We start from the raw sequence: 17,003 nt of genomic DNA, 5'->3' as shown, positions 1-17,003 counted from the left end.
CAGCTCCTACAGGGTTCGACGACAAATCAACGCCGCGCCCCCGTGCAGAATCAGGCAAGCATTTGGCAGGATGTGTCTACCGCTGGCGCTTGCACAAACATATGCTCTGCTCCATTCCCCCTCCCTTGCCGAGGATGCCGTGCATGACGTCATTCGATCGTTTTCAAGCCGAACCCAGTGCTGACATGGAAAAGCAGCGTGCGGAACTGGCGGCGATCATCCGCCGCAACACCACCGACGATGGCAGCTATCAGACCGCTGTCGGTTCGCTGTTCATGTCGCGCCACACCCGATCCCACGACTTCGCCCCGGTGCTCGCGCAACCGGCGCTGTGCATCATGGCGCAAGGGCGTAAAGAGGTGCGGCTGGCCGATGAGTTCTTCAATTACGACCCGCTGAATTACCTGGTGGTCTCGGTTTCGATGCCGTTGAGCGGGCGAGTGGTTAACGTGTCGCCTGAAGAGCCGATCCTGGCCGTACGCCTGGATATCGACCCGGCAGAAATCACCGCACTGATCGCCGACGCCGGCCCCATGGCCGTGCCGACCCGGCCAACCGGACGCGGCTTGTATGTCGAGAAAATAGACAGCGCGATGCTCGACGCGGTGCTGCGTCTGGCGCGTTTACTCGATGCACCGAAAGACATCGCCATGCTCGCGCCGCTGATTCGCCGAGAGATTCTCTATCGCCTGTTGCGCAGCCCGCAGGGTCATCGTTTGTATGAGATCGCGATTGCCAACAGCCAGAGCCATCGCATCAGCCAGGCGATCAAGTGGCTCAACGGCAACTTCGAACAGCCGCTGCGTATTGATGATCTGGCCAAAGAAGTGAACCTCAGCGTCTCGACCTTGCATCACCGTTTTAAAGCGATGACAGCGATGAGTCCGCTGCAATATCAGAAGCAGTTGCGCCTGCAAGAGGCGCGGCGCTTGATGCTGGCCGAGGGGCTGGAGGCTTCCGCGGCGGGGTATCGGGTGGGGTATGAAAGCCCGTCGCAATTCAGCCGTGAATACAGCCGATTGTTTGGGGCGCCACCGTTGCGGGATCTGGCGAGGTTGCGGCTTTCGGTGTGACCGTTGGAAGCCCCTCACCCTGGCCCCTTCCTGGAGGGAGAGGCCTAGGGCGGGCGGCGTTCCGATGAGGGCCAGCTGTTAAACCGCCCGAATCACATGCTTGATCTCCTGAAACGCAGCCAACCCCCAAGGCCCCAATTCACGACCGATGCTGCTCTGTTTGTAACCGCCCCACGCAGCTTGCGGGAAAATCACCTGCGGTGCGTTGAGCCACACGAGACCCGCCTGCAGGGCGTTGGCGACACGATCGGCGGTCTCGACATCACGCGTCACCACACTGGCGACCAGACCGAACTGACTGTCGTTGGCCAATGCAATCGCCTCGGTTTCGCTGCTGAAACTGCGCACACACACCACCGGCCCGAAAATCTCTTCGCACCACAGCGCACTGTCCAGCGGCACGTCAGTGAACACGGTCGGCTGCAAGAAATATCCACGCGGCAAATGTTCAGGACGATTGCCGCCGCAGAGCAACTTCGCGCCAGCACTCAGCCCACGATCAATATGCCCAAGCACTCGCTGGTATTGCGCCTGATTGACCAGTGCGCCCATTTCTACTTCCGGGTCGAACGGATCGGCCACGCGAATCGCTTGTGCACGTTTTTGCAGGCGATTGAGGAATTGTTCCTCCAACTCTTCGGCGACCAGCACGCGACTGGTGGCCGAGCACATTTGCCCGGCGTTGAAGAACGCGCCGCCGCAGGCCAGTTCAACTGCCAGATCGATGTCCGCATCCGACAACACCAGCAGCGAGGATTTACCGCCCAATTCGAGGCTCACGCCCTTCACGGTTTCAGCGGCCCTCTGCATCACCTGCACGCCAACCGCATTGCTGCCGGTAAAAGAGATTTTGGCGATTCGCGGGTCTGCCGACAGCGGCGCCCCCACCGCCAGACCGGTGCCGCAGACCAAATTGAACACACCGTTCGGCAACCCGGACTCAGCAATGATCGCCGCCAGTTCCAGCTCCGGCAGCGGCGTGACCTCCGACGGCTTGAGCACCACGCAGCAACCGGCAGCCAGGGCTGGCGCGAGCTTCCACGCGGTGGTGACCATCGGGAAATTCCACGGCACGATCAGCCCGACCACACCGCATGGCTCGCGGCGCAGACGTGCGCTGAAATCATCGCTGGGCAGCGGCACGTTGCTGTCCTGTTGCGCATCGAGGCCTTCGGCGAGTTCGGCGTAGTACTCGAACGTGGCGATCACGTCATCGACGTCGATGGCCGCTTCGAATAGCGGTTTGCCGTTGTTGCTCGACTGCAACTTCATCAACTGATCGCGACCGTTGCGCACGCCGTTGGCAATGTTGCGCAGGATCGCGCCACGCTCGGCGCCCGTGGTTTTTGACCAGTCCTTGAAGGCTTCGACGGCCACGCTCACCGCGTGATCGACAGCCAGTTCATCACCGCCATTGACTGTGGTCAGCAGCGCCTCAGTGGCCGGGTTGATCACCCGCAGATGTTCGCGACCGGCGGACCAGTGGCCGTTGATGTAGAGGCCGTCGAGTGTGGTGGGGAAATTCATCATTGGGCCACCGCCTGCATCCATTGGTTCTGGTCGATTTCAATCACCGTCGGGCCTTGGCGATCGGTTGCAGCCCTGAGTGCGCCACGCAACTGTTCAACCGAGCTGATCGCTTCGGCCGCACATCCCAGGGCCTTGGCCACACCGATGAAGTCCGGGGTGTAGATATCTACGCCAACCGGTTCGATGGCGCGATTGACCATGTACTTCTTGATCTCCTCGTAGCCTTGGTTATTCCACAGGAGCACGATCACCGGTGTGCGCGCTTCAACGGCGCTGGCCAGTTCCGGCAAAGTGAATTGCAAACCTCCGTCGCCAATCAGGCACACCACTGGCGGGCGCGCCCCGCTCTCGGTGCTGCCGCCGAGCCACGCACCGATGGCCGCAGGCAGTGCGTAACCGAGGGTGCCGTAACCGGTCGACGAGTTGAACCAGCGACGCGGGCGCTCCGGGTTGAACGTGAGGTTGCCGGTGTACACCGGTTGCGTGGAGTCGCCGACAAATACTGCGTCCGGTAATTCGTGCAGCACGGTTTCGAGGAAACACGTCTGGGCCCGCGTCGGTGCGTCCCAGGTGGCGGCCAGATCATCGCGCAGACGCGCAGCACGAACCTGACCCCAATCGCTGCTGCGCTCGGCCAGTGGTTTGTGCGACAGCGCACTCAGCAACGCTTGCGCGGCGTTGCGCGAGTCGGCGACCAGGGCGACATGCGGCGGATAGTTGCGCACGGTCTGATCGGCGTCGATATCGATGCGCAGCAGCTTGCCGGGAATCTCGAAACCACCGGCGAAAGTGACGTCGTAATCGGTCTCCGCCAGTTCGGTGCCGATCGCCAGAACCACATCGGCATCGGCGACCAATGCGCGGGTGGCGACCAGGCTTTGCGTCGAGCCGATCAGCAGCGGGTGACGGGACGCCAGCATGCCTTTGGCGTTGATGGTCAGCGCCACCGGAGCGTCGAGCAACTCTGCCAATTCGGTGAGTTCGGCGGCGGCATCAATGGCGCCACCGCCGGCAAGAATCAGCGGACGTTTGGCGCCGGCCAGCAGCTCGGTCATGCGGCTCACGGCCGTTGGGGCAGCACCCGCGCGCTCGATGCTGACCGGGACGCTGGCAAGCAGTTCATCGGCCTCTTCTACCAGCACATCCAATGGAATTTCGATGTGCACCGGACGCGGACGCCCGGCCTGGAACAGGGCAAAGGCGCGAGCCAGAATGCCGGGCAGTTCCGACGCCGACATCAGCGTATGGGAGAGCGCGGCAACACCGCCGACCAGTGCGCTCTGGTTCGGCAGTTCGTGGAGTTTGCCGCGACCGCCGCCCAACTGACTGCGCGACTGCACGCTGGAGATCACCAGCATCGGGATCGAGTCCGCATAGGCCTGGCCCATGGCGGTGGTGATGTTGGTCATGCCCGGGCCGGTAATGATGAAGCACACACCCGGTTTGCCGCTGGTGCGCGCATAGCCGTCAGCCATGAATCCGGCGCCCTGTTCATGCCGAGGGGTGACGTGGTTGATGCTCGAACGGGCCAGCCCGCGATACAGTTCCACGGTGTGCACCCCGGGAATGCCGAACACCTGCTCGACCCCATAACCTTCGAGTAACTTGACCAGTACTTCGCCACACGTCGCCATGTCATTGCCCTTCTTGTTTGATCGATACGCCGAACTGAATGTGGGAGCGAGCCTGCTCGCGAAAGCGGGGTTTCAGTCACTGGGTTGCTGAATGTGAAACCGTATTCGCGAGCAGGCTCGCTCCCACATTGATTCGGGGGAATGGGCTCATTGAACGGTCGGCAGGTAGCGGCAACAATCGATTAAAAGTCATACTAGCCATGTCCTCAGGTCATAGCTTGGATCCACATGAAACGACTGCCGCCCCTGCCCGCCCTGCACACGTTCTGGATCACCGCCCAGTGCTGCAACTTCACCCGGGCTGCCGAGCAGTTGCACATCACGCAGGGTGCAGTCAGCCGACAGATCGCCGGGCTGGAAGAGCACTTGGGTTATCCGCTGTTCATTCGCCTGGCTCGAGGGTTGAAGCTGACAGCCGAAGGTCGGGAATGGATGTCGCGCGTGCAACAGATGTTCGGCCTGCTTGGCGAGGCCGTGGAGCAGATCGGCGTGCGCCGTCAGACCCTGCAACTCAAGGCGCCGAGTTGTGTGATGCGCTGGCTTTTGCCACGGTTGCTGCAATGGCAGAAGGAGCGCCCGGACGTGCCGGTGAAACTGACCGCGTCTTTGCAACATGGCGTCGACTTTCAACGTGAGCAGTTCGACGCGGCGGTGATTTATGGAACACCGCCAGACAACTCGCCGGGGGCGTTGCATCTGTTCGATGAACAACTGACGCCGGTCTGTTCGCCACTGCTGCTCAAAGGCTCGCCGGCGCTGAAGACACCCGCCGACCTGCAACAACATCTGCTGCTGCATCCGACTCACGATGTGCAGGACTGGTCGGTGTGGCTGAGCGCCGCCGCACTTCAATTGAACAATGTCAGCAGCGGTCAGCATTTCGAAACGCTGGATCAGGCGATGTCGATGGCGTCGCACGGCACGGGGGTGGCAATCGGTGATTGGTCACTCATCGGTGATGACCTGCACGCGGGAAGACTGGTGATGCCGTTTGAGCTAAAGGTTAAGACCGGGCTGGCTTACTACCTGGTGGTGCCGCAGGGCGGGGAAACTTCGCCGCCACTTGAAGAGCTGATGCTGTGGCTGGTTGAGCAGGCGCACACTCGCTGAACACCTCGTCAAACCAAGAACCCTAATCCCCTGTAGGAGCTGCCGCAGGCTGCGATCTTTTGACTTTTGTTTTTAAAAGACAAGATCAAAAGATCGCAGCCTTCGGCAGCTCCTACACGGGATGTGTGTGTGGGTTCAGAAGCCGACAACACGGGGAATGTGCTTCGGTTCAGAAGCCGACAGCGCGGGGCTGTGCGTCGGTTTAGTACCCAACAGTAAACCGCTGACGCGAATGCTTCGGTGTTTCCACCTCGTCGATCAGCGCAATCGCGTAATCGGCAAAAGTGATCCAGCTCCGCCCCTCTTCACTCACCAACAGGTGATCCTGGCCGACGCGGAACTTGCCGCTGCGCTCACCTTCGACAAACTCCGCCGACGGTGACAGGAAGGCCCAGTCCAGTTCCTGCTCTTGGCGCAACGCCTCAAGAAACGCAGCACCGGCACTGGCTTCGGTTTTGTACTCCGCCGGGAAACCTGCACTGTCGATCACCCGAGTGTTGTCCGGCAGCAACAACGAGCCGGCACCGCCGACCACCAACAAGCGTTTCACACCCGCCTGCTTCACCGGCCCGACAATGGCGCTGGCCGGCACCGTGGCGAAATGCGCGGCTGTGATCACCACATCGTGTCCCGCCACGGCGTCTTGCAGCGCTGCTGAATCCAGCACATCGACACTCTTGCTGACCACACCGGCACGCGAACCGATCTTCGATGTATCGCGGGCAATGGCAGTGACGCTATGACCGCGACGCAGGGCTTCTTCCAGCAGTTGGCTACCGGCACGACCGGTGGCACCAATGATTGCGATTTTGCTCATGACATTCTCCAGTTGGCTTGAGAGTGCTGCTTGTTCAGAATCGGGTTACCACTGCATCTCGCCCTTGGCGACTTTCGCGCTCAGTTCCAGCGAGCTTTCCTCGCCCAGCGTCGGGTAGCGCTTTTTCATGGCGGCGATCAGTGCAACGGAGTCCTTGGCTTTGGCGGTTTCTGCGTCGAACGCTTTAATGTAGTCGGCGGTGAATTTAACGCTCGCCAGCGAACGGCTGCCATCACCCAGGTAATGTCCCGGCACCACGGTTTTCGGTTTCAGGGTTTTGATCGACTGCAACGTTGCCAGCCAATCCGCGTGGGATTGCGCGGTCTGGGTGTCGGCCATCCAGACGTGGATGTTATCGGCGACGACCACGCCACCGACCACGGCCTTGAGCGACGGAATCCACACGAAGCTGCGATCCGGTTGTTTGCCGTCCAGCCCGATCACCTGCAACTTCTGCCCTTCGAGCATCAGGCTGTCGCCTTTGAGGACGCCCGGCACAATGGTTTTTGCAGGAACGTCGGCGCCCATTTTCGGGCCCCAGAACGCGAGTTTTCCTTCGACGGTTTTGTTGATGTGATCCACGGTCGGCTGCGAGGCCAGCACCTTGGCGTCAGGGAAGGCTTTGGTCAGGGTATCGAGGCCGAAGTAGTAATCCGGATCACCGTGGCTGATGTAAATGGTAGTCAGGTGCTTGCCGCTGGCGCGGATCTTTTCCACCACCTGTTCAGCCTGGGATTTGCCGAACTGCGCGTCGACCAGAATGGCGTCTTTTTCACCGCTGACCAGCACCGAGGTCACCGGGAAGATTGCCTGGGTGCCCGGGTTATAGACATCAAGGGTCAGGTTGGCAGCGGCCGCGTGGGCGGCGAAGCCGAGGGAGGCCGTTGCGAGTAAAACACGTTTGATTGTGGTGAAGCCGATCATCTGTTGCTCCAGTGTCCGAAATGCCGTGTCTGGCGATGGGACAGAGCTTAGTTGCCTGAGTCAGTGCAAAAAATGCGATGCTTGAACATAGTTTGTTTCTGAAAGCGGGCAAATCATGGATCGTCTCCAAGCAATGCGTGTATTCGTCACGGTGGTGGACCTGGGCAGCCAGTCGGCCGCCGCCGATCATCTGGACCTGTCACGCCCGGTGGTTTCGCGTTATCTGGCAGAACTGGAAGACTGGGTCGGTGCACGCCTGATGCACCGCACCACGCGCAAATTGAGCCTGACCGCTGCCGGCAGTGAAATCCTGCCGCGTTGCCGGCAGATGATCGAACTGTCCAGCGACATGCAAGCCGCCGTCAGCGAACCCGACGATGCGCCGCGCGGGTTGCTGCGGATCAGCGTCAGCACCTCGTTCGGCCAGGCGCAACTGGCCGATGCGATGGCGGCTTACGTCAAGCGCTATCCGGGCGTGAGCATTGACCTGCAGATGCTCGATCGCACGGTGAATCTGGTGGATGAGCGGATCGACCTGGCGATTCGCACCAGCAATGATCTGGACCCCAACCTGATTGCCCGGCGCCTGACGGTGTGCCGCTCGGTGGTCTGCGCGACCCCGGCGTATCTGCGCGAAAATCCGCCGCCACAGCGCGTCGAAGACCTCAGCCGGCACAACTGCCTGACCCACTCGTATTTCGGCAAGAGTCTGTGGCACTTCGAGGAGGACGGCGAGCAGGTGTCCGTGCCGGTGCAGGGCAACATCAGCGCCAACGAGGCCAGCACGCTGTTACGTGCGACCCTGGCCGGCGCCGGGGTGGCGATGCTGCCGACGTATCAGGCTGGGGGGCATATTCATGCGGGTGAATTGATTCGGCTGCTGCCTCATGCCGAGCCGCGACAGATGAACATCTACGCGGTCTACGCCTCACGCAAGCACATGCCGACGGCGTTGCGCAGTCTGCTGGATTTTCTGGTGGTGAGGTTTCCCGAGAATCCTGAATGGGATGTGGGTCTCTAAACCCTTTTCCCACAGGGATCCATCACTGTTCTGAATGTCGCGTTACATGTGCCATCGCGCTAGCTGGCAAGTCCTTCGCACTGACCTATGCTGAATGTAATACCGCAGAGTATTCGTTCAGAGGTCGAACACCATGAACATCAAAACAAGAAGGTACTGCGCGATTTTCATCACCTGCGCCGCCACGCTCGCGCTGTATGGCACTGCGGCCTGGCGGGTCGAGCAGCAGCGACAACTGCCCCGTGAATACGCGAGTTGCAACTTCGAGCGCTGCATTCCGCACAATGCCACGCTGAACGCGCTGCGCTGATTCATCTGACTGGAATGCGATCCTGTGGGAGCTGGCTTGCCAGCGATTGCGGACTCACATTCAACATTGATGTCGACTGAGGCACCGCCATCGCTGGCAAGCCAGCTCCCACAGGTTTTTGCAGCGTTTATGAGGCTACTGCTCGGCTTTTAACCGGTCGCGAAACGCCTTTGGCGATATCCCCACCCGACGCCTGAACAAACGCGTGAAGTTGGTCGGATCGGAAAACCCCAACAATTCCGACATCTCATAAATCGTCATGCTGGTGTAAGTCAGCAAGCGCTTGGCTTCCAGTAACTGACGCTCGTGCATGATCTGCAACGCCGGTTGCCCCGCCAGCTCACGGCATGTGCCGTTGAGGTGCGACACCGAAATGCCTAGCCGATGCGCCAGATCCTCAACCTTCACATGCTGGCGATAAGTCTCTTCCACCAGTTGGATAAAGCCATTGAGGTATTCACGCTGGCGCTGTGGCCGCTGGCTGGCCTTGTGGCGAACAATTGCCTGACGACTGACCCAAACCATGATCACGCTGACCAGCGCATGCATGAGCATTTCCCGCGCCGGTTGATGGCCGTTGTACTCAGCCTGCAACGCTGAAAACAGGCTGTACAGATATTCGCCGTCGTTGCCCGCCGAATAGGCATGCGCCTGCGCCAGCGCGTGCACCGCGTCGCCCAGTTGCGCCTGCAAGTGATGGATGAGCGGCGTTGCGAGAGTAACGATGAACCCTTCAACGTCCTCGGAAAAGCGAAAGCCATGCACCGACAGCGGCGGCAGGACTTGAATCGCGGGTGTTTCGAGCTGGGTGCGCTGGCCTTCGATTTCAAGCTCTGCCTGACCTTTGAATACGAAGAGCAACTGACACAAATCGGCGTGACGGTGGGGTTTGATTTCCCATTGATGTTCGCGACTGCGTGAGGAAATGGTTTCACAGTGCAGCAAGTCAGGGGTCGGCCAGTCCAGGCTTTCACCGTAGAGCTTGAACACTGGAATCGAAGGCAGCTCGGGCTTGTTCATCACTTCAATCCAGGCCTCTTGTGTTGCGGGCGATAATCGCCCCGATTGGCAGAATGTACAGGTATCGGCTCAGTTTTCACCTTCAATTGACAGACCCGCAAGGGAAAAATGCAAGCACTCGATCCATAAAAATCATTCACCGGCGAATGTCGCGTGAAGCTTGCGAGTCATAAAAACAATGAAAACGCTAAAAACCCAAGTAGCCATCATCGGCGCCGGTCCGTCCGGATTGCTCCTCGGCCAGCTGCTGCATAACGCCGGCATCGACACCCTCATCATCGAGCGTCAGACACCTGACTATGTGCTCGGGCGGATCCGCGCCGGTGTGCTTGAACAAGGCATGGTAGAGCTGTTGCGTGAGGCGGGCGTCGGTCAGCGAATGGATGCCGAAGGGTTGGTGCACGGAGGGTTCGATCTGGCTTTGAACGGGCGCCAGGTGCACATCGATCTGCATGCTTTGACCGGTGGCCAGAACGTGATGATCTACGGCCAGACCGAAGTCACCCGCGACCTGATGGCCGCTCGTCGGGAGGCGGGGGCGACGACGATTTACGCAGCGAGCGATGTCGTTCCTCACGGCATGAAAAGCGACGAAGCTTTTGTCACCTTCGAAAAGGATGGCGAAACCTGGCGTGTCGATTGCGATTACATCGCCGGTTGCGACGGTTTCCACGGTGTCGCCCGCCAGTCGATTCCGGCTGATTGCCTGAAGGTGTTCGAGCGGGTGTATCCATTCGGCTGGCTGGGGATTCTCGCCGACACCCCGCCCGTGCATGACGAGCTGGTCTACGCCCGCCACGAGCGGGGTTTTGCCCTGTGCAGCATGCGCTCGGCGACTCGCACCCGGTACTACCTGCAAGTGCCCGCAGACGAAAACGTCGACGACTGGTCCGATCAGCGCTTCTGGGATGAACTGAAACGTCGCTTGCCCGCAGAGCTTGCAGAGAAACTGGTCACCGGTCCGTCGATTGAAAAAAGCATCGCGCCACTGCGCAGTTTTGTCGTCGAGCCGATGCAGTACGGGAGAATGTTTCTGGTGGGTGATGCCGCGCACATCGTCCCTCCCACGGGTGCCAAGGGTTTGAATCTGGCGGCCAGCGACGTCAGCACACTGTTCAACATTCTGCTGAAGGTCTATCGCGACGGTCGCACGGAGCTACTGGAGAAATACTCCGAGATCTGTCTGCGCCGGGTGTGGAAGGCCGAGCGTTTTTCCTGGTGGATGACCTCGATGCTGCATCGCTTCGACGATCACGATGCTTTCAGCCAACGCATCAGCGCCTCGGAACTGGACTACTTCGTCAGTTCAGAAGCCGGCCGAAAAACCATTGCAGAAAATTACGTCGGACTTCCGTACGAGGCTATCGAATAGCCTGCTACCGACTTACACTGGCGCGCATCCCCGCTCGCCTGACGATCTGCGGGACTTCTACTGCCCGCAGGTTTTGCCCGTGACCCATCTCAATCCCCCCGAAACGCCCAAACCGGCCATTCGCAGCGTGCTGGTCGCGCTGATGATGGCGATTTTTCTGGGTGCGCTGGATCAGACCATCGTTGCCGTGTCGATGCCGGCCATCTCCGCACAGTTCAAGGATGTCAGCCTGCTGGCCTGGGTGATTTCCGGGTACATGGTGGCGATGACCGTTGCGGTGCCGATCTACGGCAAACTCGGTGATTTGTACGGGCGGCGCAAACTGATGCTGTTCGGCATGGGCCTGTTTACGTTGGCTTCGCTGTTTTGCGGCATGGCCCAGAGCATGGAACAACTGGTGCTGGCGCGGATCCTTCAGGGGATCGGTGCGGGCGGGATGATCTCGGTCAGCCAGGCGATCATCGGCGACATCGTGCCGCCGCGCGAACGCGGCCGCTATCAGGGTTACTTCAGCAGTATGTACGCCGTCGCAAGCGTCGCCGGTCCGGTTCTGGGCGGCTACATGACCGAGTACCTGTCGTGGCGCTGGGTGTTTCTGATCAACCTGCCGCTGGGCCTCGGGGCCTGGTGGGTGGCCAATCGCAATCTGCGCGGGCTGCCGATTCCGCAGCGCAAACCGATCATCGATTACCTCGGCACAGTACTGATGATCATTGGCCTGACAGCGTTGTTGCTCGGCATCACGCAGGTCGGTCAGGGCCATTCGTGGCGCAGCAGCGAAGTGCTGGGGTTGTTCGCTTGTGCGGTCGTGGTGTTGGCGATTTTCGTCTGGCACGAGCGTCGCGCACGGGAGCCGCTGTTGCCGATGCATCTGTTCGCCAACCGTAATGCGTTGCTGTGCTGGTGCACGATTTTCTTTACCAGTTTCCAGGCGATTTCGCTGATCGTGTTGATGCCGCTGCGCTTTCAAACCGTCACCGGTGCCGGCGCCGACAGCGCCGCGCTGCACTTGCTGCCGCTGGCCATGGGGCTGCCGATCGGGGCGTTTTTTGCCGGCCGGCGCACGTCCATCACCGGGCGCTACAAACCGCAAATTCTGACGGGTGCGATCCTGATGCCGATCTCGATTGTCGGCATGGCGTTCAGTCCGCCCGAGGCGACGCTGATGAGCGGGTTGTTCATGGTACTCAGCGGTATTGCCGGCGGCATGCAGTTCCCGACCTCATTGGTCGGAACGCAGAACTCGGTGGAGCAACGCGACATTGGCGTCGCCACCAGCACCACCAACCTGTTCCGTTCGCTGGGCGGCGCGGTGGGCGTGGCGTTGATGTCGGCGCTGTTGCTGGCGTTGCTGCAGGATTCGAATTTCGCCCATTTGGCGAGCAGTTCGCTGATCAACGAGGGACATTCCGGCAACGTGCTGCTGGACGGTTTGAACGCGGCACCGGGTGATGCACAGAATGCCTTGCGCGCGGAGCTTGCGGTGACCTTCCGGCATTTGCTGTGGGTCAGCGCGGCGGTGTCGCTGCTGGGGCTGGCAGCGGCGATTGCGATGCCGAACAACCTGCTGCGCGGGCGTGAGCACGGCGCGAAATAGCACGCGCATGACAAAAACCTGTGGGAGCGGGCTTGCCCGCGATGGCGTCGTGTCAGTCAACGTGGCTTTGTCTGATCTGACGCTATCGCGGGCAAGCCCGCTCCCACAGGATCTGGGTGATCAGGGACTGTAATACCCCACCGCCACCAGAAAATGCCCGACCTTCTTCAGGTACGCATGCTTGTCTTCGATCTTGCCGGTCACCGGGTTCTTCCAGCGGTATTCGTATTCGCCGTCATCCTGCTTGCCAATCAGCGCCAGAATCGGCTCGCCCACCGGCTTGCCCTCCGGGTCCTTGATCTTGCCGAAGTCGGTATTGATCAGGCGCAAATTGGTGCCGTGGGCGACATAGCGCTGGGTATTCAGATCGACCACGAACACATACAGGTCATCCTGCAGATAGCCGCCCTTGAGCGAATTGATCGCCGTCAGCGTGCCTTTTTCGTCTTTGCCCAGATCGGTGGCGGCTTTGTCGAGCAACGCCTTGGCTTGTTCTGCCGACGCACGGGGCAGGTAGTAACCGACCGCGAGGATGCGCTGGCCGATGCGCTGATAAAACACGTGCTTGCGTTCGACCTTGCCGTCGGACCAGTTCTGCCAACGGTATTCGGCCTGCTGAATGCCGTTGCCTTCCGGTACCTGCAACGCTTCCTTGAAGGCTTTTTGCAGATCAGGACCGAGCACTTCACTGACATTGCGGCCGATCAACGCCGATGACGGGCCGCCACTGGCAAGCATCACGCCTTGGGTGTCGAGCACAAACACGTAGCGGTCCTTGTCGACAAACTCACCCTGGCGACTGAACGCGGCGAACGCCTTGTCACCGTTGTCGTGGTAATAGGCCAGTGCTTTCTCCAGCAGGGCAATAGCGGCCTTGCTGTCATCCTTTTCCGTCGTTGCGGCGCTGGCTTGTCCCAACCCCACTAACAGCATCACGCCGAGCCAGGCCACTTTATGCAAAAACCCCATGACGCATCCCTCGTTCTTGTTGGTGTTCCAAGAGCGTAGACGGGTTGGGGTTATGTATGGATATTCAGAATGATGCAGGGGATTGCAGAGCCCAGTGCGGTGAGGGGAATCAACTCCATCACCGCAAGGGCGCTTCGCGGCATTTGATCAAGCGTTACGGCCGCGCATTGATCTGCTGCTGCAGGTTCTGGATCTGCGCCGACAGCGTGTTGAGGTTGCGGGTCATCTGGCCACGAAACGCATCGAACTCGGCCGTGTTGCCGCCACCCTGTGGCGTGGCCGGACGGTTGTCCTGCATGCTTTTGAGGACGACGATTTCCTGCGCCAGACGATCAATCTCGGCGCTCGGGTTGCCCTGCTTCTTCAACGCCGCGATATCCGCGCCAAGGCTCTTGAACTGGGCATCGAAAGCCTTGAGCTGAGCGTCGACCTTACTGGTGTCGGCCGGCGTGCTTTTAATGGTTGCCAGCTCTGCGCCCAGGGCTTTTACCTGCGCTTGCAGTTGAGTATTGGCAGCCTGCTGCTCGGTGGTCTGGGCAGTCATCTGCGCCAGACGCTTGTCCAGATCACTAGCCTGCCCCGCCACACCCTGCTGCTGTTTGCTTTGATCGAGCAGCTTGCCTTCCAGCTGTTTGATCTGCAGCTTCAAGGCTTCGCTGTCGGTGCTGACGTTGGTCTGGCTGGCGACGACCTTGCCGGAAATATCCTGCAAGCGCCCCGCCGCTTCCTCGCTGATCCGCGCGAAACTCTCCTGGGTGGCCACCAGTTGCTGCTCCATCAGCGAGATCTGCTGAAAACTCCACCATGCCAAGCCGATGAACGCGAAGAACAGTGCGCCAACCAACGCCCACAGCGGCCCAGTGCTGGCGGCCTTGACCTTGACCACCGGCGGTGTACGCGAGTGCACGGTGGTGCGGGAAGTGGTCGGAATGTCATCGTCGTCGAAGGTATCGGCACGCAGGCTCGGTACATCATCGAAATCGTCGTGGGCATCATTACGCATGGACATTGAGGCAACCTTTGTGAATCGCGGTGATGGCTAAATGCTGCGAAGTATAACCGCGCAGCCGCTGGGATTGACCCTCAAGCGGCGATGCGGTTCATTGCCGGCCGGCCGATTGGTATCCACGCGTTTCAGCGAATGTCCTGGGCTTTCCACCAACCGCAGAACTCGTCGAGGGCCGTCCACAGGCTGACTTTCGGATCGTAGTCCAGATAATGCCGTGCGCGGCTGATGTCGAGGGTGAAGTTTTTCTTCATGACCTGCATACCCAAGCGCGACAGCGTCGGCTCGGGACGCCCCGGCCAGAGTTTACAGGCACCTTCATTCAACGCTGCAGCGCTGTAGGCCAGAGCGTAGGACCGGTATCTGGTGACCTGTGGAACGTCCATTTTGCGCATCACGTAATTGACCACATCCCACAACGGCACTGGCGCGCCGTTGCTGATGTTGTAGGCCTTGCCCAGCGCGGAGCCGGCCGCCAGCAGACTGCTGAGCAGCGCTTCGTTGAGGTTGTGCACGCTGGTGAAATCGACCTTGTTCAGGCCGTTGCCGATGATCGCCAGACGGCCCTTGCGCTGCATGTTCAGCAGGCGCGGAAAAATGCTCATGTCGCCGGCGCCAGTCACGAAGCGCGGGCGCAGGGCGATGGTTTCCAGGCCGAATTCCTGTGCGCCGAAGACCTTTTGCTCGGCCAGGTACTTGGTCGCGGCATAGGGATGCTTGAAGCGTTTGGGCACCTGTTCTTCAGTCAGCCCCAGGTGATCGCGACCATCGAAATAAATCGATGGCGAGGACAAGTGCACGAGACGGCGCACCCGTTGTTTCAAGCACGCTTCGACAACGTTTTCGGTGACCTGCACATTGCCCTGATGGAAGTCTTGATAACGGCCCCACAATCCGACGGCGCCAGCACAATGCACCACGGCCTCGACGTCGGCGCAGAGGTCGCGCACCAGTTGCGGATCCGTCAAATCACCCGGGACGAACTCGGCGCCACGACGCACCAGATGCTCGACGCTTTCGGCCCGGCGCCCGTTGACCCGCACATCCAGGCCCTGCTCCAGGGCGAAACGCGCAAAGCGTCCGCCAATGAAGCCGCTTGCGCCGGTGACCAGAATTTTCATGTAGAGCTCCAACAAAACCAGCTGCGAGCTTCAAGCTTCGAGCTGCAAGATAAAAACAGTGCGCAAGCTTCACTTGTCGCTTGCAGCTTGACGCTTACAGCTGCTTCAAGGGCACCAGCCATTGCGCTGAACAACGTACCAATTGCTCGGTCAGCAAGCCCAGCAGTTGACCGCCATTGCGCCAATGATGCCAGTACAACGGCACATCGATCGGTTTATCTGGCAACAGTTCGCGCAATACGCCGCGTTGCAATTGCTCGCGCACTTGCAGTTCCGGCACCAAGCCCCAGCCCAGACCGGCCTCCGTCAGCCGGATAAAACCTTCTGAGGACGGGCACAAATGGTGCTCGAAGCCACCATCCACACCCAGCGATGCCAGATAGCGATGTTGAAGGAAATCGTCCGGGCCAAACACCAGCGCCGGGGTGCGCGGCAGTTGTTCAGCACGCACGCCATCGGGGAAATGCCGCTCGATAAACGCCGGGCTGGCCAGTGCGCGATAGCGCATGGCGCCGAGCAAGACACTGCGCGCGCCTGCTACCGGACGTTCGCTGGCGCATAGGCAAGCGGCCACTTCACCGGCGCGCATGCGTTTGAGGCCGACGGTCTGGTCTTCGACGATCAGGTCGAGCAACAGATGTTGTTCGGCGCAGAAATCCCCCACCGCTGACGCCCACCACGTGGCGAGGCTGTCAGCGTTGAGGGCAATACGCAGGCGTTCCGGCAGCCCTTCTTCATCCAATGCAGGCACGAGGGTCTGCAAGTCGCGCTCAAGCAAGCGCACCTGCTGCACATGGTTGAGCAGACGCCGGCCTATCTCGGTGGGCGCCGGCGGTGTGCCGCGCACCAGCACCGGTTGGCCGACCCGCGCTTCCAGCAGTTTGATGCGCTGCGAGATCGCCGATTGCGACAAACCCAGCACCTGCGCTGCGCGTTCGAATCCAGCCTGCTCGACCACGGCGGCCAGAGCGGAAAGCAATTTATAGTCGAACATCAGTTTTCCTAATGAGCGATCAGCATTATTGGTTTTTCTTATACAGCTTTCGACCGGACAATAGCCAGCAAGCACTCTCTATATCAAGGACTACCCCAATGGCTGGCGAAACTTCCCTCACGACCTTGCTGCGCAGCATGAGTCCGCAACTCAATGCCGGCGAATACGTGTTCTGCACCCTGCGCGACAGCCAGTTGCCGAGCGGTCTGGAGATTGTCGGCAGCTTTCGTGAACAGGAAGGGCTGACCGTGATTCTCGAACGTTCCCACGCCGAGCAGGCCGGTTTCAGCTTCGACTACGTGGCCGCATGGATCACCCTCAACGTGCATTCAGCGCTGGAAGCCGTCGGTCTCACCGCCGCGTTCGCCACCGCACTGGGCGAGGCCGGTATCAGTTGCAACGTGATCGCCGGTTACTACCACGATCATTTGTTTGTCGGCCAGGCCGACGCCGAACGCGCCATGCAAGTGCTGCGCGATCTCGCAGCCAACGCGGAGTAAATCTT

Annotated in this window: 16 protein-coding genes; 7 read left to right on the top strand and 9 right to left on the bottom strand. The window is 60.2% G+C overall.

Annotated elements, in window-relative coordinates; all coding sequences use genetic code 11:
- The first annotated feature begins 143 nt into the window (after positions 1-143).
- Positions 144-1,073, top strand: coding sequence for an AraC family transcriptional regulator (locus AB4P92_RS22585; protein WP_042560688.1), 930 nt, complete (start codon positions 144-146; stop codon positions 1,071-1,073).
- Between the two features lie 78 nt (positions 1,074-1,151).
- Here the strand turns inward: AB4P92_RS22585 and AB4P92_RS22580 are convergent, their stop codons facing one another.
- Both AB4P92_RS22580 and AB4P92_RS22575 read right to left on the bottom strand, forming a co-directional pair.
- Positions 1,152-2,600: an aldehyde dehydrogenase family protein gene (locus tag AB4P92_RS22580; protein ID WP_395599691.1), complete on the bottom strand. Its 1,449-nt coding sequence runs from the start codon at positions 2,598-2,600 to the stop codon at positions 1,152-1,154.
- Entirely contained in the window at positions 2,600-4,237 is a 1,638-nt protein-coding gene (locus tag AB4P92_RS22575; protein WP_395598181.1) for a 5-guanidino-2-oxopentanoate decarboxylase, read from the bottom strand. Before AB4P92_RS22575 ends, AB4P92_RS22580 begins: the two co-directional genes overlap by 1 nt.
- 228 nt (positions 4,238-4,465) lie before the next feature.
- Here AB4P92_RS22575 and AB4P92_RS22570 point away from each other — a divergent pair, with 228 nt between their 5' ends.
- On the top strand, positions 4,466-5,347 hold the full coding sequence (locus AB4P92_RS22570; RefSeq protein ID WP_395598180.1) for a LysR substrate-binding domain-containing protein: 882 nt from the start codon (positions 4,466-4,468) through the stop codon (positions 5,345-5,347).
- A gap of 202 nt (positions 5,348-5,549) precedes the next feature.
- Here the strand turns inward: AB4P92_RS22570 and AB4P92_RS22565 are convergent, their stop codons facing one another.
- Positions 5,550-6,164 carry an NAD(P)-dependent oxidoreductase gene (locus AB4P92_RS22565; protein ID WP_047302825.1) on the bottom strand — a complete coding sequence of 205 codons (615 nt, stop codon included), beginning with the start codon at positions 6,162-6,164 and terminating at the stop codon, positions 5,550-5,552.
- A 45-nt stretch (positions 6,165-6,209) separates the two neighbouring features.
- Positions 6,210-7,088 carry an MBL fold metallo-hydrolase gene (locus AB4P92_RS22560; RefSeq protein WP_261735923.1) on the bottom strand — a complete coding sequence of 293 codons (879 nt, stop codon included), beginning with the start codon at positions 7,086-7,088 and terminating at the stop codon, positions 6,210-6,212.
- A gap of 115 nt (positions 7,089-7,203) precedes the next feature.
- Here AB4P92_RS22560 and AB4P92_RS22555 point away from each other — a divergent pair, with 115 nt between their 5' ends.
- Complete coding sequence (locus AB4P92_RS22555) at positions 7,204-8,109, top strand: LysR family transcriptional regulator (protein ID WP_220182553.1); 906 nt, start codon at positions 7,204-7,206, stop codon at positions 8,107-8,109.
- A 133-nt stretch (positions 8,110-8,242) separates the two neighbouring features.
- On the top strand, positions 8,243-8,419 hold the full coding sequence (locus AB4P92_RS22550; protein WP_164488116.1) for a hypothetical protein: 177 nt from the start codon (positions 8,243-8,245) through the stop codon (positions 8,417-8,419).
- Positions 8,420-8,554: 135 nt separating this feature from the next.
- Here AB4P92_RS22550 and AB4P92_RS22545 read toward each other — a convergent pair whose 3' ends face one another.
- Positions 8,555-9,439, bottom strand: coding sequence for a helix-turn-helix domain-containing protein (locus AB4P92_RS22545; RefSeq protein WP_395598179.1), 885 nt, complete (start codon positions 9,437-9,439; stop codon positions 8,555-8,557).
- 178 nt (positions 9,440-9,617) lie between these two features.
- Between AB4P92_RS22545 and pobA the strand changes: the two genes are divergently transcribed.
- Positions 9,618-10,811: a 4-hydroxybenzoate 3-monooxygenase gene (pobA, locus tag AB4P92_RS22540; protein ID WP_273877563.1), complete on the top strand. Its 1,194-nt coding sequence runs from the start codon at positions 9,618-9,620 to the stop codon at positions 10,809-10,811.
- A gap of 79 nt (positions 10,812-10,890) precedes the next feature.
- Complete coding sequence (locus AB4P92_RS22535) at positions 10,891-12,408, top strand: MDR family MFS transporter (RefSeq protein ID WP_115146104.1); 1,518 nt, start codon at positions 10,891-10,893, stop codon at positions 12,406-12,408.
- 120 nt (positions 12,409-12,528) lie between these two features.
- On the opposite strand, the gene AB4P92_RS22530 is transcribed toward AB4P92_RS22535, so the two are convergent.
- The 4 genes from AB4P92_RS22530 to AB4P92_RS22515 form a co-directional block, all read right to left on the bottom strand.
- Positions 12,529-13,377 (bottom strand): cache domain-containing protein, encoded by an 849-nt coding sequence (locus AB4P92_RS22530; protein ID WP_261735926.1) that lies wholly within the window; start codon positions 13,375-13,377, stop codon positions 12,529-12,531.
- A 154-nt stretch (positions 13,378-13,531) separates the two neighbouring features.
- Positions 13,532-14,386 carry an ATPase gene (locus tag AB4P92_RS22525; RefSeq protein WP_047302837.1) on the bottom strand — a complete coding sequence of 285 codons (855 nt, stop codon included), beginning with the start codon at positions 14,384-14,386 and terminating at the stop codon, positions 13,532-13,534.
- Between the two features lie 125 nt (positions 14,387-14,511).
- A complete protein-coding gene (locus AB4P92_RS22520) occupies positions 14,512-15,504 on the bottom strand; it encodes an NAD(P)-dependent oxidoreductase (RefSeq protein WP_042560700.1) in 993 nt (330 codons plus the stop codon).
- Between the two features lie 94 nt (positions 15,505-15,598).
- Positions 15,599-16,498 (bottom strand): LysR family transcriptional regulator ArgP, encoded by a 900-nt coding sequence (locus AB4P92_RS22515; RefSeq protein WP_042560701.1) that lies wholly within the window; start codon positions 16,496-16,498, stop codon positions 15,599-15,601.
- A 98-nt stretch (positions 16,499-16,596) separates the two neighbouring features.
- On the opposite strand from AB4P92_RS22515, the gene AB4P92_RS22510 reads away from it, so the two are divergent.
- A complete protein-coding gene (locus AB4P92_RS22510) occupies positions 16,597-16,998 on the top strand; it encodes an ACT domain-containing protein (protein WP_042560702.1) in 402 nt (133 codons plus the stop codon).
- Positions 16,999-17,003: the final 5 nt, after the last annotated feature.

The sequence above is a fragment of the Pseudomonas sp. A0308 genome (assembly GCF_044218815.1).
Taxonomy (GTDB): Bacteria; Pseudomonadota; Gammaproteobacteria; order Pseudomonadales; family Pseudomonadaceae; genus Aquipseudomonas; species Aquipseudomonas iridis.
The sequence above is the reverse complement of the archived record's forward strand: the minus strand, read 5'-3'. Positions and strand labels throughout refer to the sequence as shown.

What these genes read in the sequence shown, in the direction of transcription:
- AB4P92_RS22585 (WP_042560688.1), top strand. Translation starts at nt 144, where the DNA reads ATGACGTCATTCGATCGTTTTCAAGCCGAACCCAGTGCTGACATGGAA.
- AB4P92_RS22580 (WP_395599691.1), bottom strand. Translation starts at nt 2,600, where the DNA reads ATGAATTTCCCCACCACACTCGACGGCCTCTACATCAACGGCCACTGG.
- AB4P92_RS22575 (WP_395598181.1), bottom strand. Translation starts at nt 4,237, where the DNA reads ATGGCGACGTGTGGCGAAGTACTGGTCAAGTTACTCGAAGGTTATGGG.
- AB4P92_RS22570 (WP_395598180.1), top strand. Translation starts at nt 4,466, where the DNA reads ATGAAACGACTGCCGCCCCTGCCCGCCCTGCACACGTTCTGGATCACC.
- AB4P92_RS22565 (WP_047302825.1), bottom strand. Translation starts at nt 6,164, where the DNA reads ATGAGCAAAATCGCAATCATTGGTGCCACCGGTCGTGCCGGTAGCCAA.
- AB4P92_RS22560 (WP_261735923.1), bottom strand. Translation starts at nt 7,088, where the DNA reads ATGATCGGCTTCACCACAATCAAACGTGTTTTACTCGCAACGGCCTCC.
- AB4P92_RS22555 (WP_220182553.1), top strand. Translation starts at nt 7,204, where the DNA reads ATGGATCGTCTCCAAGCAATGCGTGTATTCGTCACGGTGGTGGACCTG.
- AB4P92_RS22550 (WP_164488116.1), top strand. Translation starts at nt 8,243, where the DNA reads ATGAACATCAAAACAAGAAGGTACTGCGCGATTTTCATCACCTGCGCC.
- AB4P92_RS22545 (WP_395598179.1), bottom strand. Translation starts at nt 9,439, where the DNA reads ATGAACAAGCCCGAGCTGCCTTCGATTCCAGTGTTCAAGCTCTACGGT.
- pobA (WP_273877563.1), top strand. Translation starts at nt 9,618, where the DNA reads ATGAAAACGCTAAAAACCCAAGTAGCCATCATCGGCGCCGGTCCGTCC.
- AB4P92_RS22530 (WP_261735926.1), bottom strand. Translation starts at nt 13,377, where the DNA reads ATGGGGTTTTTGCATAAAGTGGCCTGGCTCGGCGTGATGCTGTTAGTG.
- AB4P92_RS22525 (WP_047302837.1), bottom strand. Translation starts at nt 14,386, where the DNA reads ATGTCCATGCGTAATGATGCCCACGACGATTTCGATGATGTACCGAGC.
- AB4P92_RS22520 (WP_042560700.1), bottom strand. Translation starts at nt 15,504, where the DNA reads ATGAAAATTCTGGTCACCGGCGCAAGCGGCTTCATTGGCGGACGCTTT.
- AB4P92_RS22515 (WP_042560701.1), bottom strand. Translation starts at nt 16,498, where the DNA reads ATGTTCGACTATAAATTGCTTTCCGCTCTGGCCGCCGTGGTCGAGCAG.
- AB4P92_RS22510 (WP_042560702.1), top strand. Translation starts at nt 16,597, where the DNA reads ATGGCTGGCGAAACTTCCCTCACGACCTTGCTGCGCAGCATGAGTCCG.